Annotated in this window: 25 protein-coding genes; 8 read left to right on the top strand and 17 right to left on the bottom strand. The window is 69.0% G+C overall.

The genetic code is table 11. From position 1 onward, the window contains the following. Positions 1–43: 43 nt before the first annotated feature. Positions 44–508, bottom strand: a complete 465-nt coding sequence (locus D1832_RS11695) for a MarR family winged helix-turn-helix transcriptional regulator (protein WP_047312429.1) — start codon at positions 506–508, stop codon at positions 44–46. A 212-nt stretch (positions 509–720) separates the two neighbouring features. Between D1832_RS11695 and D1832_RS11700 the strand changes: the two genes are divergently transcribed. Beyond that, positions 721–1,251 carry a YceI family protein gene (locus D1832_RS11700; protein WP_118914211.1) on the top strand — a complete coding sequence of 177 codons (531 nt, stop codon included), beginning with the start codon at positions 721–723 and terminating at the stop codon, positions 1,249–1,251. Positions 1,252–1,353: 102 nt separating this feature from the next. On the opposite strand, the gene D1832_RS16010 is transcribed toward D1832_RS11700, so the two are convergent. Continuing rightward, entirely contained in the window at positions 1,354–1,482 is a 129-nt protein-coding gene (locus D1832_RS16010) for a hypothetical protein (protein WP_274541970.1), read from the bottom strand. A gap of 356 nt (positions 1,483–1,838) precedes the next feature. Between D1832_RS16010 and D1832_RS11710 the strand changes: the two genes are divergently transcribed. Continuing rightward, positions 1,839–2,162, top strand: coding sequence for a PLP-dependent transferase (locus tag D1832_RS11710; protein ID WP_118914213.1), 324 nt, complete (start codon positions 1,839–1,841; stop codon positions 2,160–2,162). Positions 2,163–2,282: 120 nt separating this feature from the next. On the opposite strand, the gene D1832_RS11715 is transcribed toward D1832_RS11710, so the two are convergent. From D1832_RS11715 to D1832_RS11785, 15 genes are all read right to left on the bottom strand, one after another. After that, positions 2,283–3,230 (bottom strand): endonuclease domain-containing protein, encoded by a 948-nt coding sequence (locus D1832_RS11715; RefSeq protein WP_118914215.1) that lies wholly within the window; start codon positions 3,228–3,230, stop codon positions 2,283–2,285. A gap of 184 nt (positions 3,231–3,414) precedes the next feature. Continuing rightward, positions 3,415–4,392 carry a porphobilinogen synthase gene (gene hemB, locus D1832_RS11720; RefSeq protein WP_118914216.1) on the bottom strand — a complete coding sequence of 326 codons (978 nt, stop codon included), beginning with the start codon at positions 4,390–4,392 and terminating at the stop codon, positions 3,415–3,417. Continuing rightward, a complete protein-coding gene (locus D1832_RS11725) occupies positions 4,392–5,945 on the bottom strand; it encodes a bifunctional uroporphyrinogen-III C-methyltransferase/uroporphyrinogen-III synthase (protein ID WP_241510997.1) in 1,554 nt (517 codons plus the stop codon). The genes hemB and D1832_RS11725 overlap by 1 nt, the downstream gene beginning before the upstream one ends. An 80-nt stretch (positions 5,946–6,025) precedes the next feature. Further along, positions 6,026–7,021 (bottom strand): hydroxymethylbilane synthase, encoded by a 996-nt coding sequence (hemC, locus tag D1832_RS11730; protein WP_118914219.1) that lies wholly within the window; start codon positions 7,019–7,021, stop codon positions 6,026–6,028. After that, positions 7,018–8,322, bottom strand: a complete 1,305-nt coding sequence (locus D1832_RS11735; protein WP_047312436.1) for a glutamyl-tRNA reductase — start codon at positions 8,320–8,322, stop codon at positions 7,018–7,020. The genes hemC and D1832_RS11735 overlap by 4 nt, the downstream gene beginning before the upstream one ends. Then, on the bottom strand, positions 8,319–8,999 hold the full coding sequence (locus D1832_RS11740; protein ID WP_047312437.1) for a redox-sensing transcriptional repressor Rex: 681 nt from the start codon (positions 8,997–8,999) through the stop codon (positions 8,319–8,321). Before D1832_RS11740 ends, D1832_RS11735 begins: the two co-directional genes overlap by 4 nt. Positions 9,000–9,181: 182 nt before the next feature. After that, the gene (locus D1832_RS11745; protein ID WP_225911263.1) at positions 9,182–9,418 is read right to left on the bottom strand and encodes a glutaredoxin family protein; all 237 of its coding nucleotides are present in this window, start codon (positions 9,416–9,418) and stop codon (positions 9,182–9,184) included. Between the two features lie 170 nt (positions 9,419–9,588). Further along, a complete protein-coding gene (locus tag D1832_RS11750) occupies positions 9,589–9,687 on the bottom strand; it encodes a 30S ribosomal protein bS22 (RefSeq protein ID WP_003792170.1) in 99 nt (32 codons plus the stop codon). Between the two features lie 365 nt (positions 9,688–10,052). Continuing rightward, on the bottom strand, positions 10,053–11,249 hold the full coding sequence (locus tag D1832_RS11755) for an acetoin utilization protein AcuC (protein WP_118914222.1): 1,197 nt from the start codon (positions 11,247–11,249) through the stop codon (positions 10,053–10,055). Between the two features lie 5 nt (positions 11,250–11,254). Then, the gene (locus D1832_RS11760; RefSeq protein ID WP_118914224.1) at positions 11,255–11,812 is read right to left on the bottom strand and encodes a GNAT family N-acetyltransferase; all 558 of its coding nucleotides are present in this window, start codon (positions 11,810–11,812) and stop codon (positions 11,255–11,257) included. 116 nt (positions 11,813–11,928) lie between these two features. Next, positions 11,929–12,723, bottom strand: a complete 795-nt coding sequence (gene proC, locus D1832_RS11765) for a pyrroline-5-carboxylate reductase (protein WP_118914225.1) — start codon at positions 12,721–12,723, stop codon at positions 11,929–11,931. A 5-nt stretch (positions 12,724–12,728) separates the two neighbouring features. Continuing rightward, positions 12,729–13,643, bottom strand: coding sequence for a hypothetical protein (locus D1832_RS11770; RefSeq protein ID WP_118914227.1), 915 nt, complete (start codon positions 13,641–13,643; stop codon positions 12,729–12,731). Between the two features lie 71 nt (positions 13,644–13,714). Further along, the gene (locus D1832_RS11775; protein ID WP_182434773.1) at positions 13,715–14,530 is read right to left on the bottom strand and encodes a sugar phosphate isomerase/epimerase family protein; all 816 of its coding nucleotides are present in this window, start codon (positions 14,528–14,530) and stop codon (positions 13,715–13,717) included. Beyond that, positions 14,530–15,453 (bottom strand): Ppx/GppA family phosphatase, encoded by a 924-nt coding sequence (locus tag D1832_RS11780; RefSeq protein ID WP_118914228.1) that lies wholly within the window; start codon positions 15,451–15,453, stop codon positions 14,530–14,532. Before D1832_RS11780 ends, D1832_RS11775 begins: the two co-directional genes overlap by 1 nt. Before the next feature lie 19 nt (positions 15,454–15,472). Beyond that, complete coding sequence (locus D1832_RS11785; protein ID WP_147362689.1) at positions 15,473–16,348, bottom strand: hypothetical protein; 876 nt, start codon at positions 16,346–16,348, stop codon at positions 15,473–15,475. A 141-nt stretch (positions 16,349–16,489) separates the two neighbouring features. On the opposite strand from D1832_RS11785, the gene D1832_RS11790 reads away from it, so the two are divergent. The 6 genes from D1832_RS11790 to D1832_RS16250 all read left to right on the top strand — a co-directional run. Beyond that, entirely contained in the window at positions 16,490–17,335 is an 846-nt protein-coding gene (locus D1832_RS11790; RefSeq protein WP_118914231.1) for a DUF3109 family protein, read from the top strand. 257 nt (positions 17,336–17,592) lie between these two features. Then, positions 17,593–19,011: a DNA repair protein RadA gene (radA, locus tag D1832_RS11795; protein ID WP_118914233.1), complete on the top strand. Its 1,419-nt coding sequence runs from the start codon at positions 17,593–17,595 to the stop codon at positions 19,009–19,011. A 141-nt stretch (positions 19,012–19,152) separates the two neighbouring features. Continuing rightward, positions 19,153–19,998: an HpcH/HpaI aldolase/citrate lyase family protein gene (locus tag D1832_RS11800; protein WP_118914235.1), complete on the top strand. Its 846-nt coding sequence runs from the start codon at positions 19,153–19,155 to the stop codon at positions 19,996–19,998. Positions 19,999–20,116: 118 nt separating this feature from the next. After that, positions 20,117–21,196, top strand: a complete 1,080-nt coding sequence (gene disA, locus D1832_RS11805) for a DNA integrity scanning diadenylate cyclase DisA (RefSeq protein ID WP_047312449.1) — start codon at positions 20,117–20,119, stop codon at positions 21,194–21,196. A 4-nt stretch (positions 21,197–21,200) separates the two neighbouring features. Further along, positions 21,201–22,073: an HhH-GPD family protein gene (locus D1832_RS11810; protein WP_240730164.1), complete on the top strand. Its 873-nt coding sequence runs from the start codon at positions 21,201–21,203 to the stop codon at positions 22,071–22,073. 79 nt (positions 22,074–22,152) lie between these two features. Continuing rightward, a partial coding sequence (locus tag D1832_RS16250; protein WP_147362690.1) for a helix-turn-helix domain-containing protein occupies positions 22,153–22,536 on the top strand: 384 nt, incomplete at its 3' end.

Consider the following 22,536-nt stretch of genomic DNA (forward strand, 5'->3'; position numbering starts at 1 on the left):
TGTCCATTCTCCCACCGCCCCCTGACAACGCCCTTGGCGGGCCTCAGCCCCGCTCGCCACCGACTTCCTCGTGCACGCGGCGCATGCCGTCACCGACGATGCTCAGTTGGTCGCCATCCATGGTGTCGACGAAGTATCGACGCACGCTCGCGACGTGAACGGGGGCTGCGAGCAGGAGGGCGTCGTAGCCGCCGTCGGTGAGGACGAGTTCGACCCCACGCGAATCGCTGGAACACGACTCCCGCGTCACCCACCCGCGTCGCTGCAGGCGCGTGGCGGTGTGCGTGATGCGGCTGCGGGACTGGACGACGAGGTCGGCGAGCGCCCCCATCCGCAGACGCCGCCCCTCGGCCTCGGACAGCATCGAGAGGATCTCGTACTCGGCCAGCGACATGCCGTGGTCGAGGAGTTCGCGATCGAGCGCGAGGCTCAGCGCGCGCGATGCCCGCAGGTAGTGACGCCATGCCGTCTGCTCGTCCTCATCGAGCCAGCGCGTCTCTTTCGTCATCCTCCACCGTCCGTTTCGTGCTTCGCCACCATTGCGCGCCCCTACCGTCCGGTATCCGACCGGAGGGTTGATTCGCACTTCGTTCAGTGTCAACGCTTTCGTGTGGACATCTTGTTTCCATCCACGTTTCTTCAGTGTAGTTGAATGTTCAACTATCTGCGTGTATCGTCTTTTCAGCACCGACCACACATCGCAACGGAAGGACCACAACCATGGTTTCCCTCAACGACATCGCTCCCGGCACCTGGAACATCGACGCCGACCACACGGAGATCGGCTTCGTCGCGCGCCACCTCGCCGTCACCAAGGTGAAGGGTCGCTTCACGGACGTCAGCGTCAACGCGGAGGTCGCCGAGGACCGCAAGAACTCGACGCTCGAGTTCACCGTGCAGACGGCATCGGTCCAGACCCGCAACGCCGACCGCGACGCTCACCTCAAGAGCGCTGACTTCTTCGACGTCGAGCAGTACCCGACGATGACGTTCAAGGCCACGAACATCGGCGACGACACCATCACGGGCGACCTGACGATCAAGGACGTGACGAAGCCCGTCACGTTCGACTACGAGTTCAACGGCATCTCCGACGACCCGTGGGGCGGCACCCGCGCCGGCTTCGAGGCCCAGGGCGAGATCAACCGCAAGGACTTCGGCCTCAGCTTCGACGCCGCAGCCCCCGGCGGCAACGCGCTCGTCTCCGACAAGATCAAGATCAACCTCGACCTCGAGTTCGTCAAGGCCTGATCACACCAGCCTTCACGAAGAGGCCGCGGTACTCGTTCGGGTACCGCGGCCTCTTCGTGAATCGCTCTTCGTCGCTCGCCCTTCATCGCGTACCGTCGCGCCTCAACCGAGAGGGCCGGAACCGCGAACGCGTTCGTAGATGAGGCTCGTCTCGGCGTGCACGACGCCGGGCAGCACCGCGAGGTGGTCGAGCACGATGTCGCGCAGGGCGTCCGCCGTCTGGGCGCACACATGGACGAGGAAGTCGTTCTCCCCGTCACGTGGAAGGCCGCGAGGACGCCGGGCACATCGGCGACGGCGGCACGGAAACCGTCGATGTCGTCTCGCGTGTGGCCCGTGAAACGCAGCGCGATCATGGCCTCGAGGGGCACGTCGAGCGAGCCGAGATCGACGTCGGCATGGACGCCCGCGATGACGCCGCGCTCGCGCAACACGCGCAGCCGGCCGCTGCACGTCGACTCCGGCACGCCGACCCGACGCGCGAGTTCGGCGTTCGACATTCGGCCGTCCTTGAGAAGTAGCTCGACGAGCCGACGATCGACGGCGTCAGGGCTCCACGCGGGGCCGAGAAACGGTCGTCGAACCAGATGGCAGGCCCGGGCGCGATGATGGCGTTCGCGGTCAAGGGCGGCTTCGACGCCGCTGCCGCCGTGGCGGAGCACGTGCGCCTCGTCGTCAATGCGGTGTCTCTGGGCGGCGTGGACACGCTCATCCAGCACCCGGCGGCACTGACCCACCGACCGGTCGCGTCCGAGGCGAAGCCCGGCGAGGACGTCCTGCGCCTGTCGATCGGTCTCGAGAACCCGGACGACGTCATCGCCGACCTGCGCCGGGCCCTCGAAGCGGCCCGGGACCTCTCCCCCGAGCCTGCGCGGGAGGAGCCGAACCTGCGCGTCGCCGTCCGCGCCTAGCAACCACAAGGGGCGTTTTCTTCCCTTCTTGTGCGCAAGGGGTCTCCTGAGGCGCAAGAAGGGAAGAAAACACCCCCACTCGTGTCACGCCACCGGCGCGAGCTGGACGAAGTGCTGCCGTCATGCGGTGTTGGGTGCGACTTTCACACCCCGCTGAGTCAGCGCGTCCGCCACTCGAGCCAATGTCGATGCCGGATCCCGGAAGATCCCGACCGAAACCACCCGGATGACGATCCATCCTGCGCAGCGAAGCTCATCCTCGCGCACGATGTCAGCCTGCTTCTTCTGTGCCTCACTCGCGTAGTGGTAGGAGCCGTCGTACTCCACGGCGATCTTGAGCTCGGGGTAGGCGAGATCGAATCGTCGTCGCCGCCCGGCCACGAAAGCCTCGTGTTGCACAACAGGCTCGGGCAAACCCGCGAGAACGAGAAGGAGGCGCGTCCGGCTCTCCGGTGGCGACTCAGCGCCTTCCCGCGCGCGGCGGGCGACCTCACGCAGCACTGCCGAATGCGGGCCCGCACCGTGCTTCCACACATCAATGGTTCGCCTGGCATCGACATCGTGACGGCTGAGCACCGCATCTGCGAGGACGACGAGATCAACGAGCCCCAGCGAGTCGGCGCATTCGGTGACGACGCCCGTCGGGTCGGAAACCGGCAAACGACCTACACCGGCGACGAACACCGATCTCGCCAGGCTTCCTGCTGGATGCCGATGAGCGATCGTGCCGACGAGCGTCTTGTTCGGCCTTCGCTCGTAGCTGAGATGGAGTCGGTCCGTCTCCGGGACGGGAAGGCCCCACAGCCGCGCGGCGGTGACGTGGGCGACGCGGGCGTCGGACTTGGTGACGCGCAGCGCCGCTCCACACCGCAGCCCGAGGGTGATCGGTGTCGTGGCGGTGACGTAGACATTGCGTCGGAGCGCGACGACAGCGTCACTGCGCAGATCGTTGATCGTCAGCCCGGCGGCACGAGCCTCGGCGGCGGTGAACAAGCATCCGTCCAGCGTGGCGACGGCAGCAGCTCGCCTGGAAAGCACACTCTCGTGGCGTCGGTTCGAGGTGACCATGCCCTCAGCCTGACGCGCGGAGCGGATCCGGCTCGAAAGTTATCCACAGGAACGAGGGGAGCATCCCGCACGAAAGACAGCGCCCACCACTACTCGGGAAGGTTTCTTCGGTTCTTGTGCGCAATCGAACCCCTTGCGCACAAGAAGGGAAGAAATCAGCCCGTCCTACGTCTAACGCCGCGCGTCAGAGGCCGCGGGCAAACTCCAGCGCGTAGTACGTCAGGACGATCGACGCGCCGGCGCGCTTGATGCTGGTGAGGGTCTCGCGGATCATGCGTTCGCGGTCGATCCAGCCGTTCGCGGCGGCCGCCTCGATCATCGCCATCTCGCCGGAGACCTGGTACGCCGCGACAGGCACCGTGGCGGCCTGGGCGACGTCGGAGAGCACGTCGAGGTACGGCAGAGCAGGCTTCACCATGAGCATGTCGGCGCCCTGCTCCTCGTCGAGCATCGCCTCGCGCAGCGACTCCGTGCGGTTGCGCGGGTCCTGCTGGTACGTCGCGCGGTCGCCCTGGAGCGAGCTCTGCACGGCCTCGCGGAACGGACCGTAAGCCGCCGACGCGTACTTCGCCGAGTACGCCATGACGGCGACGTCGTCGTGGCCGGAAAGGTCGAGCGCCGCACGGATGACGCCGATCTGGCCGTCCATCATGCCGCTCGGGCCGAGCACGTGAGCGCCCGCCTGAGCCTGCGCGGCGGCCATCTGCGCGTAGATATCGAGCGTCGCGTCGTTGTCGACACGACCCTGCGCGTCGAGCACGCCGCAGTGACCGTGGTCGGTGAACTCGTCGAGGCACAGGTCGCCCATGACGAGCAGATCGTCGCCCACGGCGTCACGCACGGCGCGCAAGCCGACGTTGAGGATGCCGTCGGGGTCGATCGAACCCGAACCCTGGGCGTCCTTCGTCTCCGGAACACCGAAGAGCATGACGCCCGCAACGCCCGCGTCGCGCGCCTGCTTCGAGACGTCGACGAGCGAGTCGAGCGTGTGCTGCACGACGCCCGGCATCGAACTGATGGGCGTGTTCTCGGTCGCGTTCTCGCGCACGAACACCGGCAGGATGAGGTCGGGCGGCGCCACGCACGTCTCGGCCACCATGTTGCGCATGACCGGTGACGTGCGCAGGCGGCGCGGACGGTGCGGTAGGTCGTACGTGCTCATCAGGCCTTCACCTTTCGACGGGCCGCCCCGCGACGCTCGCTGGGACGACGCACCTTCTCCCCCGCTTCCGCCGCAGCGGCGGCGAGGCACTGACCGTGAGCGGCGAGCGCATCGACGAGCGCAGCCGCAGAGGCCTCGGTCGCGAGGACGTCGACACGCAGACCGTGCTCCTCCGCCGTCTTCGCGGTGGCCGGGCCGATGCACGCGACGACGGTGGATGCGTGCGGCTTGCCGGCGATGCCGACGAGGTTGCGCACCGTCGAACTCGACGTGAAGCAGACGGCGTCGAACTCGCCGGACTTGATCGCCTCACGCACCTCGGGCGCCGGCGGCGCAGCGCGCACCGTGCGGTAGGCGGTGACGTCGTCGACCTCCCAGCCCATCTCCTCGAGGCCGGCGACGAGGGTCTCCGTCGCGATGTCGGCGCGCGGCAGGAAGACGCGGTTGATCGGGTCGAGCTGCTCGTCGTAGTCGGGCCACACCTCGAGCAGGCCCTTGGCCGACTGCTCGCCGCTCGGCATGAGGTCGGGCTCGATGCCCCACTCGCGCAGAGCGTCCGCCGTCACGCCACCGACGGCAGCGATCTTGAGGCCCGCGAAGGCACGCACGTCGAGACCGAACTCGGCGAACTTCTCACGCACGGCGCGCACGGCGTTGACCGACGTGAAGCCGACCCACTCGTAGCGGCCGGTGACGAGACCCTTGACGGCCTTCTCCATCTGCGCCGGCGTACGCGGCGGCTCGACGCTGATCGTCGGCACGATGGCGCTGCTCGCGCCGTACTCGGTGAGGCGGCGCGTCATGGAACCCGACTGCTCCTTGGTGCGCGGCACGAGCACCTTCCAGCCGAACAGCGGCTTGTTCTCCCACCACGACAGGGCGGTGCGGTGACCCACGGTCGAGCCGACGATGGCCATGACGGGCCCGTCGAACTCGGCGCGACGCAGTGCCGCGGGCACCTCGTCGAGCGTCAGCGTCGTCGTCTCCTGGGCGATCGTCGTGCCGTTCTGCGTCAGCGCGACCGGCGTGTTGCCACGGCGGCCGGCAGCGCGCAGCTCGACGAGCGAGTCGCGCAGCAGGTCGGCCTGGCCGAGGACGACGACGGTGGTGCAGGCGTCGATCGAACGCGCCCAGTCGACCTTCGGGTCGCCGGCGGTGACGACGTGGATGTTGCGGGCCTTGCTGTCGGTGAGCGGCACACCCGCGTAGGCGGGAACCGCGGAGACGGCCGAGACGCCCGGCACGATCTCGAACTCGATGCCGGCCTTCGCGCAGGCGCCGGCCTCCTCGGCCAGGCCGTGGAAGGTGGCCGGGTCGCCGTCCATGAGGCGCACGACGAGGGCGCGCCCGTCGTCGTGGCCCTCCGTCGCAGCCTTGGCGGCCTTGACGAGAAGCTTCGCGCGGCTGGCGTTGGTCAGTTCGGTGCCGGCCTCGCCGTAGCCGCCGTCGACGAACTCCACACCGTCGCTCACGAGGGAGGCGACGAACTGCTCACGGCACAGCTGATCGAGGACGACGACGTCCGCCTCGGCGAGAAGCTGCGCCGCGCGCATCGTGAGCAGGCCGGGATCGCCGGGCCCGGCGCCGACGAACGCGACTCGGGTGGCCGACTCGGCCTGCTTGGCTGCGGTGCTCACTTGGATCGCTCCGATTCGGTGGTGGTTTCGACGCGCGGCGTCTGCTGCCGCGGTTCGCGTGGGGGGATGACGGCGGCCGCGCCGTCGTCGAGCAGGGTGCGGGCGAGACGTTCGCCGATGCCCTGCGGATCGTCGTAGGGGCCGACTTCGCTGCGGCGCAGCTCGAGGGAGCCGTCCGTGGCGCCGACGAAGGCGCGCAGCGAGATCTCGAGGGTGCCGTCGGGCTCCTCGACGATCTCGGCGAGGGCGCCGACTGGTGCGGCACAGCCGGCCTCCAGGGCATCGAGCACGGCTCGCTCGGCCGTGACGGCGGCGCGGGTGTCGGCGTCGTCGAGCTCGGCGAGCACGGCACGCGTGAGGTCGTCGTCCTCGCGGCACTCGAGCGCGAGGGCGCCCTGGCCGGGGGCCGGCAACATCTGCAGCGGGTCGATGGTCTCGCTCGCCTCGTCGGTGCGGCCCACGCGGGCCAGGCCGGCGCGGGCGAGGATGACGGCGTCCATCTCACCCTTGGTCACGAAGCCCATGCGGGTGTCGATGTTGCCGCGGATGTCGCGGATTTCCAGCCCGAGGCCGAGGGCCTGCAGCTGGGCAGCACGTCGCGGAGAGCCGGTTCCGACCACGGCGCCCGCCGGCAGTTCACCGAGCGTCAGGCCGTCGCGGGCGACGAGGATGTCACGCGGGTCTTCACGCGTCGGGATACCGGCGACGACGAGGCCGGGCTCGGGTGCGACGGGCAGATCCTTGAGGGAGTGCACGGCCATGTCGATCTCGCCCGAGAGCAGTGCCTGACGCAGTGCGGCGGCGAAGACGCCCGTGCCACCCATCTGGGCCAGAGGGGCCAGGTTGATGTCGCCCTCGGTCGTGACCTCGACGAGCTCGACCTCGTGGCCGCGAGCGCGCAGGGCGTCCGCGACGTGGGTCGACTGGGTCACCGCGAGGTGGCTACGCCGCGTTCCGAGTCGGATCGGGCGCTCGTGGAGGGGGGCACTCATGGCAGCTCCGGGGGAACGGACACGACGCGCGTCTGCGCCGGATCGAGGTCGAAAAGCGTGGAAAGAACTGCCGCGTAGTCGCTTTCGCCGACGTTTCCGCCCTGGCCGGCAAGCTCCTTGATGCGCACGGTGGGCGTGTGGAGCAGCTTCTCCACGACGCGGTGCACCGTGAGCTGCACCTGGGCGCGGGTGGTCTCGTCGAGGTCGGGTACGCGGGTCTCGAGGCGGTTCAGCTCGGCGCTGACGATCTCCGCGGCGTTCGCGCGCAGCGCTGCCACCGTGGGGGCGACGCGCTCGGCGCGACGGGCGACGACGAAGTCGGCCACCTCGCTCGTCACGAGGTCCTGGACCGCCTTGATCTCGGCCTCTGCGCCGGGCTGGCCCTCGACCTGCGGGCCGAGATCCTCGAAGCCGAGCACGGCCACGCCGCGAACGGCCGCGACCTCGTCGGCGATGTCACGCGGCAGGGCGAGGTCGATGTAAACCTGAGGGCGGCCGTCAGGGTTGGCGCGGGCGGCCATCGTCGCGTCGATGACGTGACCGACGGCGCCCGTACACGACACGACGAGGTCGGCGGAGGCGAGGGCCGCGTCGAGCTCCTCGATGGGGCGCGCGTCGCACCCAGCGGCGTCCGCAAGACGACGAGCCGCGTCGTACGTGCGGTTGACGACGGTGACGGAGCCGAGGCCGTGGCGCACGAGCGTGTGCGTGGCGAGCGAACTCATCGCGCCGGCACCGACGACGACGGCGCGCACCCGCGTGAGGTCACCGAGCATGTTGCCCGACAGTTCGAGTGCCCGCTCGACGAGCGAGCGGCTGACCGAGTCGATGCCGGTCTCGGAGTGCACGCGCTTGCCGACGCGCAGCGCCTGCTGCACCAGGCGGCTCATGACGGGGCCGATACGGCCCGATTCCTGACCTTCGCGCAGGCTGTCGCGCATCTGGCCGAGGATCTGGCTCTCTCCGACGGCGAGCGAGTCGAGGCCGGCCGCGACGTTGAACAGGTGCGCGACGGCACGCTCGTCGAAGTGGACGTAGAGGTAGTCGCGCAGGTCGGCCATCGGCATTCCGGTGACGTCGGCGAGGGCGTCGCCGAGTTCGGTGACGGCACCGTGGAACGTCGTGGCGTCGGCGTAGACCTCGACGCGGTTGCACGTCGACAGCACGACGGGCTCGGTGAGGTTCTCGCCCTTGCCGAGGCGCTCGAGCAGATCGGCCTGGCCCTCGGCGTTGAGGGAGGCCTTCTCGAGCACGGCGAGCGGGGCCGAGCGGTGGGAAAGCCCCAGAACAATGACGCTCAAACCATGAGCTCCTTCATCTCGCGATCCCCCTGTGGCCCTCGCGCGTTCTGTTCACGAAACGCGAGGATCTGAAGTTCGGTTGCCATGTCGACGCCGCGCACCTGCACGTCGGAGGGCACGGTGAGCACCGCCGGCGCGAAGTTGAGGATGCTGCGTACCCCCGCGGCGATGAGGCGGTCGGCGACCTGCTGAGCGGACGGCGCCGGCGTCGCGATGACGCCGATGACGCCTTCGTCCACCTGCGGTACGAGCGCGTCGAAGTGGACGACCTTCTGGCCGCCCACGACGGAACCGACGACGCGCGGGTCGTCGTCGATGAGCCACTTGATCTCGAAACCCTTGACGCCGATGCCGCCGTACGTGGCGAGCGCGCGGCCGAGGTTTCCCATACCGACGATGGCGACGGCCCACTGCCGCTCGAGGCCGAGGGCTCCGGTGATGTGACCGGCGAGGGTGGCCACGTCGTACCCGACGCCGCGCACGCCGTAGGAGCCGAGCGCGGAAAGGTCCTTGCGCAGTTTCGCGGAGGAGACTCCGGACTGCTCGGCGAGCGTCTCGGAGGAGATGGTGGTGTGGCCGTCGGTGGCCACCTCGCGCAGCACCCGGAGGTACACCGGTAGGCGGTTCACAGTCGCGTCCGGGATATCCCGGCGCGCTGCGGCCTGCTCGGTGCTCACGGCGGCGCTACCTTTCGTCGGCGTCTGCGCCTGTCGGCGCGTATACCAAACGTCTGCAGAAGGCTCTGCAGGACCCCCCGAGCTTAGGACTTAGTGCAACCGTTCACAAAGTCGACCGGACCCCCTTTAGGGCGGAATGGCGCCCCAAACGTGGCACCGAACTGGACAAGGGACCTTTGTCCCTATGCGCCCCTCGGCGGCGCGGACAGTGCCTTGCGGAGCCGGTTCTCATCGACGCGCCAGTAGTCGTGCTGGCGTCCGTCGACCAGTGTGACGGGGATTTGCTCGGCATAGCGGGCAACCAGCTCGGGATCGTCGAGCATGTTGAGCTCCTCCCACTCGACGCCCTCCTCACGAGCCACGCGCTCGATGACGGCGCGGGCGTCGTCGCAGAGGTGGCATCCGGGCTTGCCGATCAATGTAATTCTTCTCACAGATACCTCCTGGTCACCGCTCGTCCACGTGCCGCCGACGTCCACGGCACACGCTGTTCGGGCGAGGCGCGGGGCATTCCTATCGCCTCGACGATACGCAAGGGCCCCTGCACGCCACGAGTGCGTGAGGGGCCCGAGTGCTCGAAGTGATCAGGTCACTTCTTGTTGCGACGCTGGTGACGCGTCTTGCGAAGCAGCTTGCGGTGCTTCTTCTTGGCCATGCGCTTGCGGCGCTTCTTGATGACGGAGCCCATGAGTGAACCGTTCCTTACCTTGTGTCCTTGGCGATGCCCGGGCCGACATTCGCCGATGAATACCAGCGGCGCCACGAGGACGCCCGGCCACGGGAATATCTGCACCATCCTATCGTCAGGCGATTTGTCGCGCGAAATCGCCATGCTCCCTTGCCCCGTCTTCCGACTCGGCGACCTCGCAGGCTCGGTCGCCGAGTTCGGTGCGACAGGGCTGCGGGGCGTCCGCTTCCAGCGTGGTTACGTCACCGAAGAGGGCTGCGGCTTTCGCAGCGGATCACCGCTCACTACCCGCGATGTTGCCTCAGATTCGCGGGACCGGTGCCCACTCCCCCGCTCAACATCGGATCAAGGGAGCCGCTACGCGGCTAGTCGAACCAGACGTCCAGCCCGTGGAGCGGGAACACGGCTTCGCGGGTGGCCATGACGGCTTGGTCGACGGTCGATTCGGGGTGCATTCCGGAAGCCCAGGACTGGAACCAGACGTCGTCCTTCTCGGCGACGCCGTCGCCCATGCGGCTGGGCGCGGTGCGGCCGGTGATCTCCTCGACGTGGGCGCGCCACTCGTCGGGCGTCTCGGTTTCGAGAGAGATGGGTCGGTCGGCGGCGATGGCCGTGAGGTGCGTCCAGGAGCGCGGCACGACGTCGACGAGTTCGTAGCCGCCGCCACCGAGGGCGACCCAGCGTCCGTCACACACGTCGTGCGCGAGTTCGTGCAGCGAGCGGTGCGCCATCTTCTGCGCATCGACGGTGAGCACCATGTGCGCGAGGGGATCGGAGTAGTGCGAGTCGCAGCCGTGCTGCGTGACCATGAACTGCGGTTTGAACGCCGTGACGACGGGGTGGACGACGGCGTGCAGGGCGCGCAGCCAGTCGGAGTCGCCGGTACCGGGCGGCAGGGAGATGTTGACGGCGCTGCCTTCGGCGTCGGGGCCGCCGATGTCGCGGGCGAAGCCGGTGCCCGGGAAGAGAACGGTGCCCGACTCGTGGATCGAGATCGTGAGCACCCGCGGGTCGTTCCAGAAGACCTTCTCGACGCCGTCACCGTGGTGAACGTCGATGTCGACGTAGGCGACCCGCTCGACGCCCTGGTCGAGCAGCCACTGGATGCCGACCGCAGCGTCGTTGTAGATGCAGAAACCGCTCGCCTTGTCGGGCATGGCGTGGTGCAGGCCCCCGGTGAAGTTGACCGCGTGGCGCGCCTCGCCTGAATGGACGGCCTGCACGGCTTGCAGCGTGCCGGCGGCGATCAGCGCGGACACGTCGTGCATGCCCGCGAACGCCGGGTCGTCCTCGGTGCCGATACCGAAGTTCTCATCGGCCGACGCCGGGTTCTGCGACGCCGCACGCACCGCGTCGAGGTACTCACGCGAGTGAACGGTCTCGAGGAAGGCGTCCGACCCGTCGGGCAGCGACGGCGCTTCGATGCGAACGTGCTCAAGAACGCCAAGACCCTCCGCGAGCTTCGCCGTGAGGGCGAGACGCAGAGGGTTCATGGGGTGACCCTCACCGAAGTCGTACCCCACGAGCGCGGGGTCCCAGATGACGAGGGCCGTGTCGTCCATGTCGGTCAGTGACGCGAGTCGATGACGGCGCTCGGAACGTGCTCAGAGTCCGTGGTGATCGGGTAGACGAAGGCGATCTCTTCGGTGGACTCGGTGTCGGGCGACGCCGGGTTCATCGGACGGCGGTAGTCGGTGGGGCGGAAACCGTGACCGGACGCGAAGGCCACACCGCGGGCGTTGTCGGTGCCGACCCAGTACAGAACGGCTCCGAGGTTGTCCTTGCGAGCCTGCTCGAGGAGCGCCTCGAGGAGGTTGACGGCCACACCGGTGCCGCGCTGCGAAGGAGCCACCCACAGGCCGAAGAGCTCTCCGTAGGGCTGGTCGACCTCGTCGTTGCTGTGGGTGCGCAGCGAAACGATGCCCACGCCGTCGCCGGCCTCGTTCTCGGCGAGAAGACGACGCGAGCGGCGCATACGTGCGCGCCACTCGTCCTCTTCGATCTGCTTCTCACCCGATGCCGTAGCCGCGAACGCCTCCGGGGATTCGTTCAGGGCGCTGAGGCGAACGTCGCGATAGGTCTCCCAGTCGTCTTCACCGAGGGTACGTACAGTCAACGCAGTCATGGCCATATCGAATCACGTTTGAACGTCGCTTGGCCTCTTGAAGCGCCTTCCGCATCACATCGCGGGCATACAGTTCGCCGGGCGACAACTGGGAATCGGCTGAAGGCGACGCGGCGTCAGTTCATCGATGCCGAGCGGTCGTGCGAGGCCTGCATGGCGGCCACCATCGCGGCGCGTACGGCCCGGCGATCCAGCTCTGCGAGGGCCATGATCGTCGTGCCGCCGGGGCTCGAGACCTTCTCGCGCAGCTGCACCGGGGAGTCACCGGATTCGGCGAGCATCGCACCCGCTCCGACGATGGTCTGGACGGCCAGACGGTGAGCGACGTCACGCTGGAGGCCGAGGAGCACACCCGCCTCGATCATGGCGTCGGCGATGTAGAAGAGGTAGGCCGGGCCGCTTCCGGAGACGGCGGTGACGGCGTCGTGATCCTTCTCGGCCACCGTCACGACGTCGCCCGAGGACGCGAGGAGCGACTTCGTACGGGCCAACTGCTCGTCGGTGCACGCCTCGTTCGGCGTGACGGCGTGCATGCCCTTGCCGACCATCGAAGGGGTGTTCGGCATGACGCGCACGACGGCGACGCCGTCGGGCAGCTTGGCCTCCATCGACTCGAGGGTGCGGCCGACGGCCAGGGAGACGACGACGGCGTCCTTCGTGAGGTGCTCGCCGATCTCGGTGAGGATGTCGTCGAGCTGGTACGGCTTCACGCCGAGCACGACGGTGTCGGCGTCCGCCACGGCTTCGGGGTTGGAGTTCGTCGCCTCGACGCCGTACTTCTCCTTGAGCGCGCTGATGCGCTCGTCACGGCGCGCGGTGGCGACGACGTCGGCGGCGTCGTAACCGCCCGCGAGGGCCCCGGCCATGACGGCCTCGTTCATGTTGCCCGTACCGATGAATGCGATGGTCATGAGGATCAGCCCTTTCGTCGAATGGGGTTCGGCAGGCTCAGCGCCAGCGAGGGGCGCGCGGCCACGAGGTTCGCGACGTACTCGACCCACCGGGGGCCGTAGGGCACGAGCAGGCGGGTGGCGAGCGTGTCGATCTCGCGCTGACGCGCACTCTGGGTACCCAAGGGCGCGATGACCTCGGCGCCTTCCGCTCCGTACCGTTGCACCAACGAGCCCACGATGTCGAGCAGCAGCGCGTCGTCGGTGTCGAAGCTGACCTGCGCGCCGCCGGCCAGCAGTTGCTTCGTGATGTCGACGAAGGCCGCGCCGCTCTCGCGCGCCGAGGTGAGGCCGATCGCGGCGTCGAGGCGACCGGTGGCGAGGCGCACCCGCTGCCCCTCATGCGCCAAGTCGGAGACCTCCGTGGGTAGGCGGCGAAGACGCGTCGGCAGGACGATACCGACCTCCGGGAAGTCCTGACGCAGCTCGTGACCGAGGACGTGGACGGCCTCGATGAGCGCGGCATCGGGGATGGTGAGCGTCAGGCTGACGCCGGCGTTGCGCGCCGCCTGACCGACCTCGCGCAGCGCGTTGAGCAGGATGCCGGGCGTGACATCGGGCGCGAGCACACCGAAGGTCGCGACGTCGAGTGTCAGGTCGGGCGCCTCGGTGCCCGCGGCGGCGAGCCAGTTGAGGGCGCCGATCGTCTCCTGGCGTGCGGTGATGATGTCGTCCGGGCTCGCGGCGTGGGTGAGCAACGGCATCCACGAGACGCGCTGCCCACCGACGACGACCTCACCGGTGACGCGGATGGCATCGTCGACGCTCTCCCCCGCAACGAGCACCTTCGAGGCCGCACGCGCGATCGGCCCACGCGACGTCAGCGCCAGCACACGCGAGGTCGCGACGGGAAGGCGAGGTGTCAGTGAACGAGGGTCCATGGCAAAGGTGTCGTCTCCGTAGCGCGATTTCGCTCAAGCCTACTCGGCGGCGTGTACGGGGCACGGCGCCCTCAGGGTGCGGACGCCTCCCCCGCTCCGATGGCGAGGTGGAGGCGGGCGAAGGCGAGGGCCTCGGCGAGATCGATGAGCCTGTCCTCGTCCGAAAGGCGCCGGGTGCCGACCTCGACGACGACGTCCCCGCTGAAGCCCGTTCGGGACAGGTGCTGGAGCAGTTCGGCGCACGGCTGGTTACCTCGGCCGGGCACGAGGTGTTCGTCCTTGTACGAGCCCAAGCCGTCGGCGAGGTGGATGTGCGTGAGGCGGTCACCGAGCTCGTCGGCGAGCGCCAGGGCATCGCTACCGGACGTGGCCGTGTGCGAGAGGTCGAGAGTGGTGTGGGAGTAGTGGTTGCGCCGCAGATCCCAGTGCGGCAGGTAGGCCTGAACCTCGCGGCCCCGGGCCCGCCACGGGAACATGTTCTCGACGGCGAGGCGGATCTGCGGGTGCTCGCGTTCGCGTTGCGCCACACCTTCGACGAAGCCCGTCGCGTACTCCTTCTGCCACCGGAACGGTGGGTGCAGGACGACGGTGGACGCACCGACGTCACGCGCGAGCGCCACGGAGCGGTCGACCTTGCCCCACGGCTCGTTGCCCATGACGCGCTGGGTGAGCAGGAGCGTCGGCGCGTGGACCGACAATACGGGCACACCCCAGCGCTCGACGAGATCCCGCAGGAACTCGGGGTCCTGACTCGCCGCCTCGTTCCACACCATGACCTCGACGCCGTCGTAACCGAGCTCGGCGGCGATACGGAAGGCCGCCGAGGTGCCGAGCGGGTAGCACGACGCCGTCGACAGGCCGACGCGGATGGGTGCGGGCACCGTCATCACTCCAGGGCGTCGAGGCGGCGCAGGATGAGGCCCTCGCGCAGGGCCCACGGGCAAACGTCGAGGCGCTCGACGCCGAAGATGTCCATCGTGGCCTCGATGACGACGGCGCCGGCAAGAACCTGGGCCGAGCGCTCGGGCGAGACGCCCGGTAGCGAGGTGCGCTCCTCGGCGGTCATGCTCGCGAGGCGCGGAACGAGGTCGGCGAGCGTCGCGCGTTCGAGGCTGCGGTGCACGAACGGGCCGTCGCTCGAGGGCGCCGCCCCACACATGCGGGCGAGCGATCGGATCGTCTTGCTCGTACCGACGTACCGATCGGGCGTGCCCCAGCGCGTCAGGGTGCGAGCCGACGACGCGATCTGAGTGCGCACCTGGGCACGCACGGCACGCAGGTCCTGGGCCGACGGCGGGTCGCCGTCGAGAGTGCGCGTGAGGCGGCCGGCACCCAGCGGAAGGCTGATGGCGGTGTCGGGCGTCTCGTCGATGCCGGTGGCGAGTTCGAGCGAACCGCCGCCGATGTCGATGCCGAACAGGCGTCCGCTCGACCACCCGAACCAGCGGCGGGTGGCGAGGAAGGTGACGCGGGCTTCGTCCTCGCCGGTGAGGACGCGCAGGCTCTGCCCGGTGACGTCGCGCACGTGGTCGAGAACGGCCTGGCCGTTCGGTGCCTCGCGGATGGCGGAGGTGACGAACGACATGAGCTCGGAGATGCCGAGGTCCTCTGCGATCTGGACGCATTCACCGACGAACTGCGTGAGGTCACGAATGCCCTCGTCGTCGATGAGCCCGTCGGCCGTCACGTGCTCGGACAGGCGCAACAGACGCTTGTGGGACGTGGCAGGAAGTGGCTGAGCCCCGGGATGGGCGTCGACCACGAGGAGGTGGACCGTGTTCGATCCCACGTCGATCACTCCGAGGCGCATGGTTGGCAGGGTATCGGTCTCAGCGGAACGTCGGATACCAGGCCACGTATCCGGACTCCAGCGCCGTGAGGCCCTTACCGAAGTGCTTGTTCAGCAAGGCCTCCAGCGGTTCCTTCGTGCGCACGGCCTCGGAGTAGAAGGCCATCACCTTGTCGTGTCCGTGGGTGTTGCGCAGGTACCGGGCGAACGTGAAGGCCGTGTAGTAGGCGTCCGCGGCGTTCGCTCCGCGCAATTCCTCGTCGCTCGGCACGTGGGGCGAGATGTCGTCGCGCTTGTGCGGCGCCTGGGGCACGGTGCGCTGCCCGACGTACTCGGCCCACCCTTCGAGCAGCCAGAGCGGACGCTCGGTGGCCAGCTTCTCGAGCGTGAGCGCGTGGAACGCCTCGTGCGCGAGAGTCTCGCGCGTGGTGAGGGTGTCAGGATTCTTCGTCGTCCAGCCGCTCATGACGACGTACGGAAGACGACCGCCACCGGTGACCGTGTTGGCCAGCTGAGAGGCTGCCTCCTGGCCGGTGTACTCCTTGAACTCGGCGTCGTCGCGCGGCACGAGGACAAGCAGGGCATTCTTCGAGGCCTGCGGGTCGAGGGCGCGTACCGACGCCGCGGCCTTGGCGCTGGCCTCGACGATTCCGTTCGGTATCCGGGTGCCGTTGGAGGCGACGATCATCGCGCCGCCCGACGTGCGTGCGTTCATGCCCGCGCCGACCTTGGTCTCGAGATCGCTCTGACGCACGCGTTGCGCCGGGTCGGTGACGGGCTGGGTGGTGGAGGGCGACGGCGACCGCTCCGCCTGTTGATCCAGGACGTGACGGACGGCGTCACAACCCGACACGAAGAGGCTCGCCGCGAGGACGCCTGCGGTGACACCCGCACGCACTCGTCGTGGCATCGGCATGCCTTCCTCGCTTCGGGGTTCGAACTCGCCGGGCGTCTGGGGCCGGGCGGGCCGGCTCGTCACCACAGTAGAGCCCGCCCCTGACAGCCCGCTCCGCCTCTGCTCGGAAGAGGCGACGAACACGCCACCTAAGATCGTGCAGTGACTGAATGTGACCTCGAGATCCCGCGCACGTGGGTGGAGTTCGACGATCCGGCGAGCGAGCCCGACACGGTCGAACGCTTCCGGTGCGACCTCACGTGGCTGACGTCGAGTTGGACGTGCACGTTCGGTTCCGGCTGCGCGGGCATCGACGCGTCGAAGCCCGACTTCGGGTGCTGCGTGTTGGGCGCCCACTTCACGGGTGACGAGGACGAGAAGCACGTGGCTGAGGTCGTCGCGACGCTGACGCCGGACGACGTCCAGTTCTACGACGAGATCGTCTCGGACGCCGGGTGGGTGGAGACCGACGACGAAGGTGACCGCAAGACACGCGTCGTCGAGGGCGCCTGCGTGTTCCTCAACCGGCCCGGTTTCGGCCAGGCCGTGGACGGCGGGGACGACGACGTCGACAACGGCGCCCCCGGGCTCGGGTGCGCGCTGCACCAGAAGGCGTGGGCGACCGGCGTCGAGCCGTGGACGCTGAAGCCCGAGGTGTGCTGGCAACTGCCGATCCGCCGTTCGTACCGGCGCGTGACGCTGCCCGACGGCGAGGAGTACCTCGAGACGACGATCGCCGAGTACGACCGGCGCGGTTGGGGCTCGGGCGGTCACGATCTCGACTGGTACTGCTCGGGAAACTCCGAGGCGCACATCGGCGCCGACCCCGTCTACGTCTCGCAGAAGCCCGAACTCGTCGAACTCATGGGCCAGCAGGCCTACGACGTCCTCGCCGAGTACTGCGAGGCACACCTCGCCGCCGCCCGGGCCTTGGCCGTGACACCGGCGGGTCGCGACCTGCTGCCGCTCTACGTCCACCCCGCGACGCTGGAGGCCGAGGGGCGCTGAGGCTCCGCGCAGGCGTCGCCGCTGGGCTGTGGAACGCCCGACGTTGGGAGTTTTTCGGCCGAAGGGGTGAGCGTTGGTCGCGAAACTCCCAAGGTTGGGGGTTTGTCCGCGACGACGCGTGTGGCGGCCACCCCGACCGACGTCCGGAGTTGGTGCACGAGATCAAGACATCGTGCTCGTCGCTCGCCCGGTCGGTCGACCACCGGCACCACCTCGTCACGACGGGGTTGTCAGTGCCGGCCTCTAGGGTTTGAGCCATGGCAAGCAAGGCTTCGAAGCGACCGACGTACCGGTGCACCGAGTGCGGCTGGCAGACCGTGAAGTGGGTCGGCCGCTGCGGCGAGTGCCAGGCGTGGGGAACCGTCGAGGAGACGGGCGCCGTCGCCGTGCGCACGCAGCCGGCCGCGAAGGTGATGAACCCGGCCAAGCCGATCGGTGACGTCGACGCCACGCGTGCCGCCGTCACGACAACAGGCGTCGGCGAGTTCGACCGCGTCCTCGGCGGCGGCCTCGTACCGGGGGCCGTCATGCTCGTCGCAGGTGAGCCCGGCATCGGCAAGTCCACGCTGCTGCTCGACGTCGCCGCCCGCACCGCGCGTACGGGCGCGAAGGTGCTCTACGTCAGCGGCGAGGAATCCGCTGCTCAGGTGCGTCTGCGCGCCGACCGCACCGACGCCGTGGCCGACACGCTCTACCTCGCGAGCGAAACCGACCTCGCCACCGTGCTCGCCCACATCGACTCCGTCTCCCCCACCCTGCTCGTCATCGACTCGGTCCAGACCATCGCGAGCGCCGAGATCGAGGGCAGCGCGGGCAACGTCTCGCAGGTACGCGAGGTGGCCGCCGCCGTCATCCAGGTGGCCAAGGCGCGCGGCATCTCCACGGTGCTCGTCGGGCACGTGACGAAGGACGGCTCCATCGCCGGCCCGCGTCTGCTCGAACACCTCGTCGACGTCGTCATCACCTTCGAGGGCGAACGCCACTCGCGGCTGCGTCTCGTGCGCGCCGTGAAGAACCGCTACGGCCCCACTGACGAGGTGGGCTGCTTCGACCTGTCCGACGGCGGCATCGAAGGTCTTGCCGACCCGAGCTCGCTGTTCCTCACGGCCCGCGACAAACCCGTCGCGGGCACGTGCGTCACCGTGACGCTCGAGGGCCGTCGGCCGCTCGTCACCGAAGTGCAGGCCCTTGTCGCACCGTCGGCCGGCGGGTCGCCGCGACGCACGACGTCGGGCGTCGATTCTTCGCGCACTGCGATGATCCTCGCCGTTCTCGAGCGCCGCGCGGGCGCGCCTGTCAGCCGGGCTGACTGCTACGTCTCCACCGTCGGCGGCGCGCGGTTGACGGAGCCCGCGGCCGACCTCGCCGTCGCGCTCTCGCTGCTCAGCTCGGCGCAGGAGAAGCCGCTACCCGGTGGCCTCATCGCCGTTGGAGAAGTGGGGCTCTCCGGCGACATCCGGGCTGTCAGCGGTGTCGCGCGTCGACTCGGCGAGGCCGCACGCATCGGCTTCGACAAGGCGATCATCCCTGCCGGCTCGCTCGGCACCGAGAAGCCGCCGGCCGGCATGCGCATCGCAGAATGCGCCGACCTCGGCTCGGCCATGCGCGCTGTCGGCACGGCCTCCTCCGCATCCCATCCGTCGGCCGATGCCGACGCGGCGCCCTCCCCCGGCTGACTCTTCCGACACGCGAACGTGTCCACCGCCGCCCATTCGTACTGCGGAGTACGCCCCGCCGACCCTTAGGGTGATGTACGTCGAGCGCGCCTTTCCGGCCGCGCCGACGAAACCGACGACGACTGAGGAACGAAACAAGACGTGTTTTCCGGACGCAATGCCCGCGCGGCCGCCCTCCCGGCCACCCTTTCCCGTAGCTGGCTGCTCGCCAGCGCCATGAAGCCCGAGCTGTTCGACACCGCTCTGGCATCCGAGGCCGACTCGGTCATCTTCGACATCGAGGACGCGGTGCCGGCCGAGCACAAGTCCTCCGCCCGTGACGCGGTGGTCAACGCCCTGCGCGACGGCATGACCGGCTGGGTGCGCATCAACGACATCAACACCGAGTACTGGGCCGACGACCTCGAGGCGCTCCACGGTGTACCCGGACTGCGCGGCGTCATGCTCGCCAAGACGGAGAAGCCGGAGCACGTCACGCTCACGGCCATGCGCCTGGCCGCCGGCACCCCGGTGCTCGCGCTCATCGAATCGGCCCTCGGCGTCGAGAGCGCCACGGCCATCGCCTCGGCCCCGGGCACGTTCCGCCTCGCCTTCGGCGTCGGCGACTTTCGTCGTGACACCGGCGCGAGCGACGACCCGATGGCCCTGGCCTACGCGCGCGCCAAACTCGTCGTGGCCTCCCGCGTCGGCCAGCTGCCCGGCCCGATCGACGGCCCCACGCTGACCGACTCCGACGACGCACTCCTCGAGGCTTGCAAGGTCACGCAGAGCATGGGTATGACCGGCAAGCTGACGCTGCGCGCCGAGCAGACCGACACGATCAACCAAGGCCTCGCCCCGAGCGACACCGAAATCAAGTGGGCCGCCGAACTGCTCGACGAGCACGAGCACGGCGGCGGTTCGCGTGACGGCAGCTACGCCCCGCGTCTGGCCCGCGCCCAGAAGATCCGCAACCTCGGCGAGTCCTACGGTCTGTGGACGTCCTGACCGTCCGGTGAACGCGGCCTCGGACGCACGTCACGAAGGTGTCACGACGTGTGTCCGAACTGCCTCGGCACGTTATGTTCAACATGGTGATTCACCGCCCGGTGTGAAGGAGAAGAGCGTGGCTGAGCGTTCCGACGAGACGCTCCTGTGGGAGACCCTCGCGGCCATCGCCCCCGGCACGGAGTTGCGTGACGCCCTGGAGCGCATCCTGCGTGGCCGCACGGGCGCACTCATCGTCGTCGGGCACGACGACGTGGTCGACTCGATCTCCACGGGGGGGTTCCCCATCGACATCGAGTTCTCGGCCACGCGACTTCGCGAGCTGGCCAAGATGGACGGCGGCATCGTCGTCTCGTCGGGTCTCGAACGCATCATTGGCGCCGCCATCCAGTTCGTGCCGGACAGCTCGATCGAGACCCGCGAATCCGGCACGCGTCACCGCACCGCCGAGCGCGTCGCGAAGCAGACCGGCTACCCCGTCATCTCCGTGAGCCAGTCGATGCAGATCATCGCCGTCTACGTCGGCAACCTGCGTCACGTTGTCGAGGGTTCCCCCGCCATCCTGTCGCGCGCCGGTCAGGCCCTGCAGACGCTCGAGCGGTACAAGAAGCGTCTCGACGAGGTCACCGGCTCGCTCTCCGCTCTCGAGATCGAAGACCTCGTGACCGTGCGCGACGTCGCCCAGGTGCTCCAGCGCCTCGAGATGGTGCGCCGGATCAACGACGAGATCTCCGAGTACGTCGTCGAACTCGGTACCGACGGCCGCCTCATCGACCTGCAGCTGCAGGAACTCGTCGGCTCCCTCGGTGACGACCGTGAGCTCGTCATCCGCGACTACCTCGCCTCGGCCCGTGACGGGTTCACGTTCGAGCAGGCCGACGCCAACCTCGCCGCCCTCAGCTCCGCGGACCTCATCGACATCTCCGCCAACGCCCGCGCCGTCGGTTTCGCCGTGGTCGGCGACTCCCTCGACGCGCTCGTCACGCCTCGCGGATACCGCCTGCTGTCGAAGGTGCCGCGCCTGCCGGGCGCCATCATCGAGCGCCTCGTCGACAACTTCGGCAGCCTGCAGGCTCTGCTCGGTGCCGAGTTCGACGACCTGCTTCAGGTCGACGGCGTCGGCGAATCCCGCGCACGCGCTGTGCGCGAGGGGCTCTCCCGCCTCGCCGAGAGCAGCATCCTCGAACGCTACGTCTGAGCGCGTGAGCACCGACCTCGTCGTCCGGCTGAACGACTGGTTCCTCGCCCACTCGCGCCCGCTGCCGTGGCGTGAGCCCGGCACGACGCCCTGGGGCATCTTCCTCTCCGAAGTGATGAGCCAGCAGACCCCCGTCGCCCGCGTCGCGCCGCTGTGGCAGGAGTGGATGGATCGCTGGCCCACGCCCGCGGACCTCGCGGCCGCACCGGCCGGCGACGCCGTCCGTCACTGGGGTCGCCTCGGCTACCCGCGCCGGGCGCTGCGTCTGCACGCGGCGGCCGTTGCGATGGTCGAGCGACATGACGGCGACGTGCCGTCCACGTCCGACGAGCTTCTCGCACTTCCGGGGGTCGGCGAGTACACGGCAGCCGCGGTGGCGGCGTTCGCGTTCGGGGAGCGCATCCCCGTCATCGACACGAACATCCGACGCGTCGAAGCGCGCGCCGTCACGGGTGTTCAGTTCCCGCGCCCCAGCCTCAGCGCCGCCGAGCGGGCGTTGGCCGCCCAACTGCTCCCGCATGAGGACCACGTGTTGTGGAACGCCTCGTCGATGGAGTTCGGTGCGGTCGTGTGCACCGCGAAGGCGCCTGCCTGCGGCGAGTGCCCGGTCCTCGACCTGTGCGCGTGGCAGCAGGCCGGCGCTCCGGCGTACGACGGCCCCGCACGACGCGGACAGGCCTGGGCCGGAACGGATCGCATGGTTCGCGGCAAACTGCTCGCCGTCCTGCGCGAGCGTGACGGCGCGGTGCCGCACGACGACCTGCGTCAGGTCTGGGACGACGAGGTGCAGCGTGAGCGCTGCCTCGACTCGCTCGTAGCCGACGGGCTCGTCGACCTCGTGGGCGACGACTCGTTCGCCCTGCCGGGGCACGCCTAGCCGGTGACGTTCGTTGCGGTTGGTGACGGTGCACCGTGGCGTCTTCAGGTGGTGAGTGCAACATTCGGGGAAGGATCGGATGTTGCCAGCTAAGGCCTCGTGGGAAGTGCGCGGTGAAGCGCTGCGGTTATTGATGCTGGGTCACTCGGCGCGGCAGGTCGCTCGGATGATGGGTGTCAGCTCTATGGCGATCTCGCGGTGGGCGAAGACTGCTGGGGTGACGTTGAACATGGGCGCCCGTGGCGGCGTGACGCAGCTGGTGTACGAGCAACATCGTGACGACGAGTGGCTCGATTCCGCGGGACGGTTGACGCGTTCGGGACGCGTCATCCTTCACGTTCGTCGCCGTGAAGGGCGCTCGAATGGGGCGTGTCAGATGGTCTGTGTAAGCCGTACCGAGAGGAACGGTAAGAATCATGACCATGACCGACGAGAAGAACCCAGGCGAGCCCTCGGGCCAGGA

The organism is Dermacoccus abyssi, assembly GCF_003515945.1.
Taxonomy (GTDB): Bacteria; Actinomycetota; Actinomycetes; order Actinomycetales; family Dermatophilaceae; genus Dermacoccus; species Dermacoccus abyssi.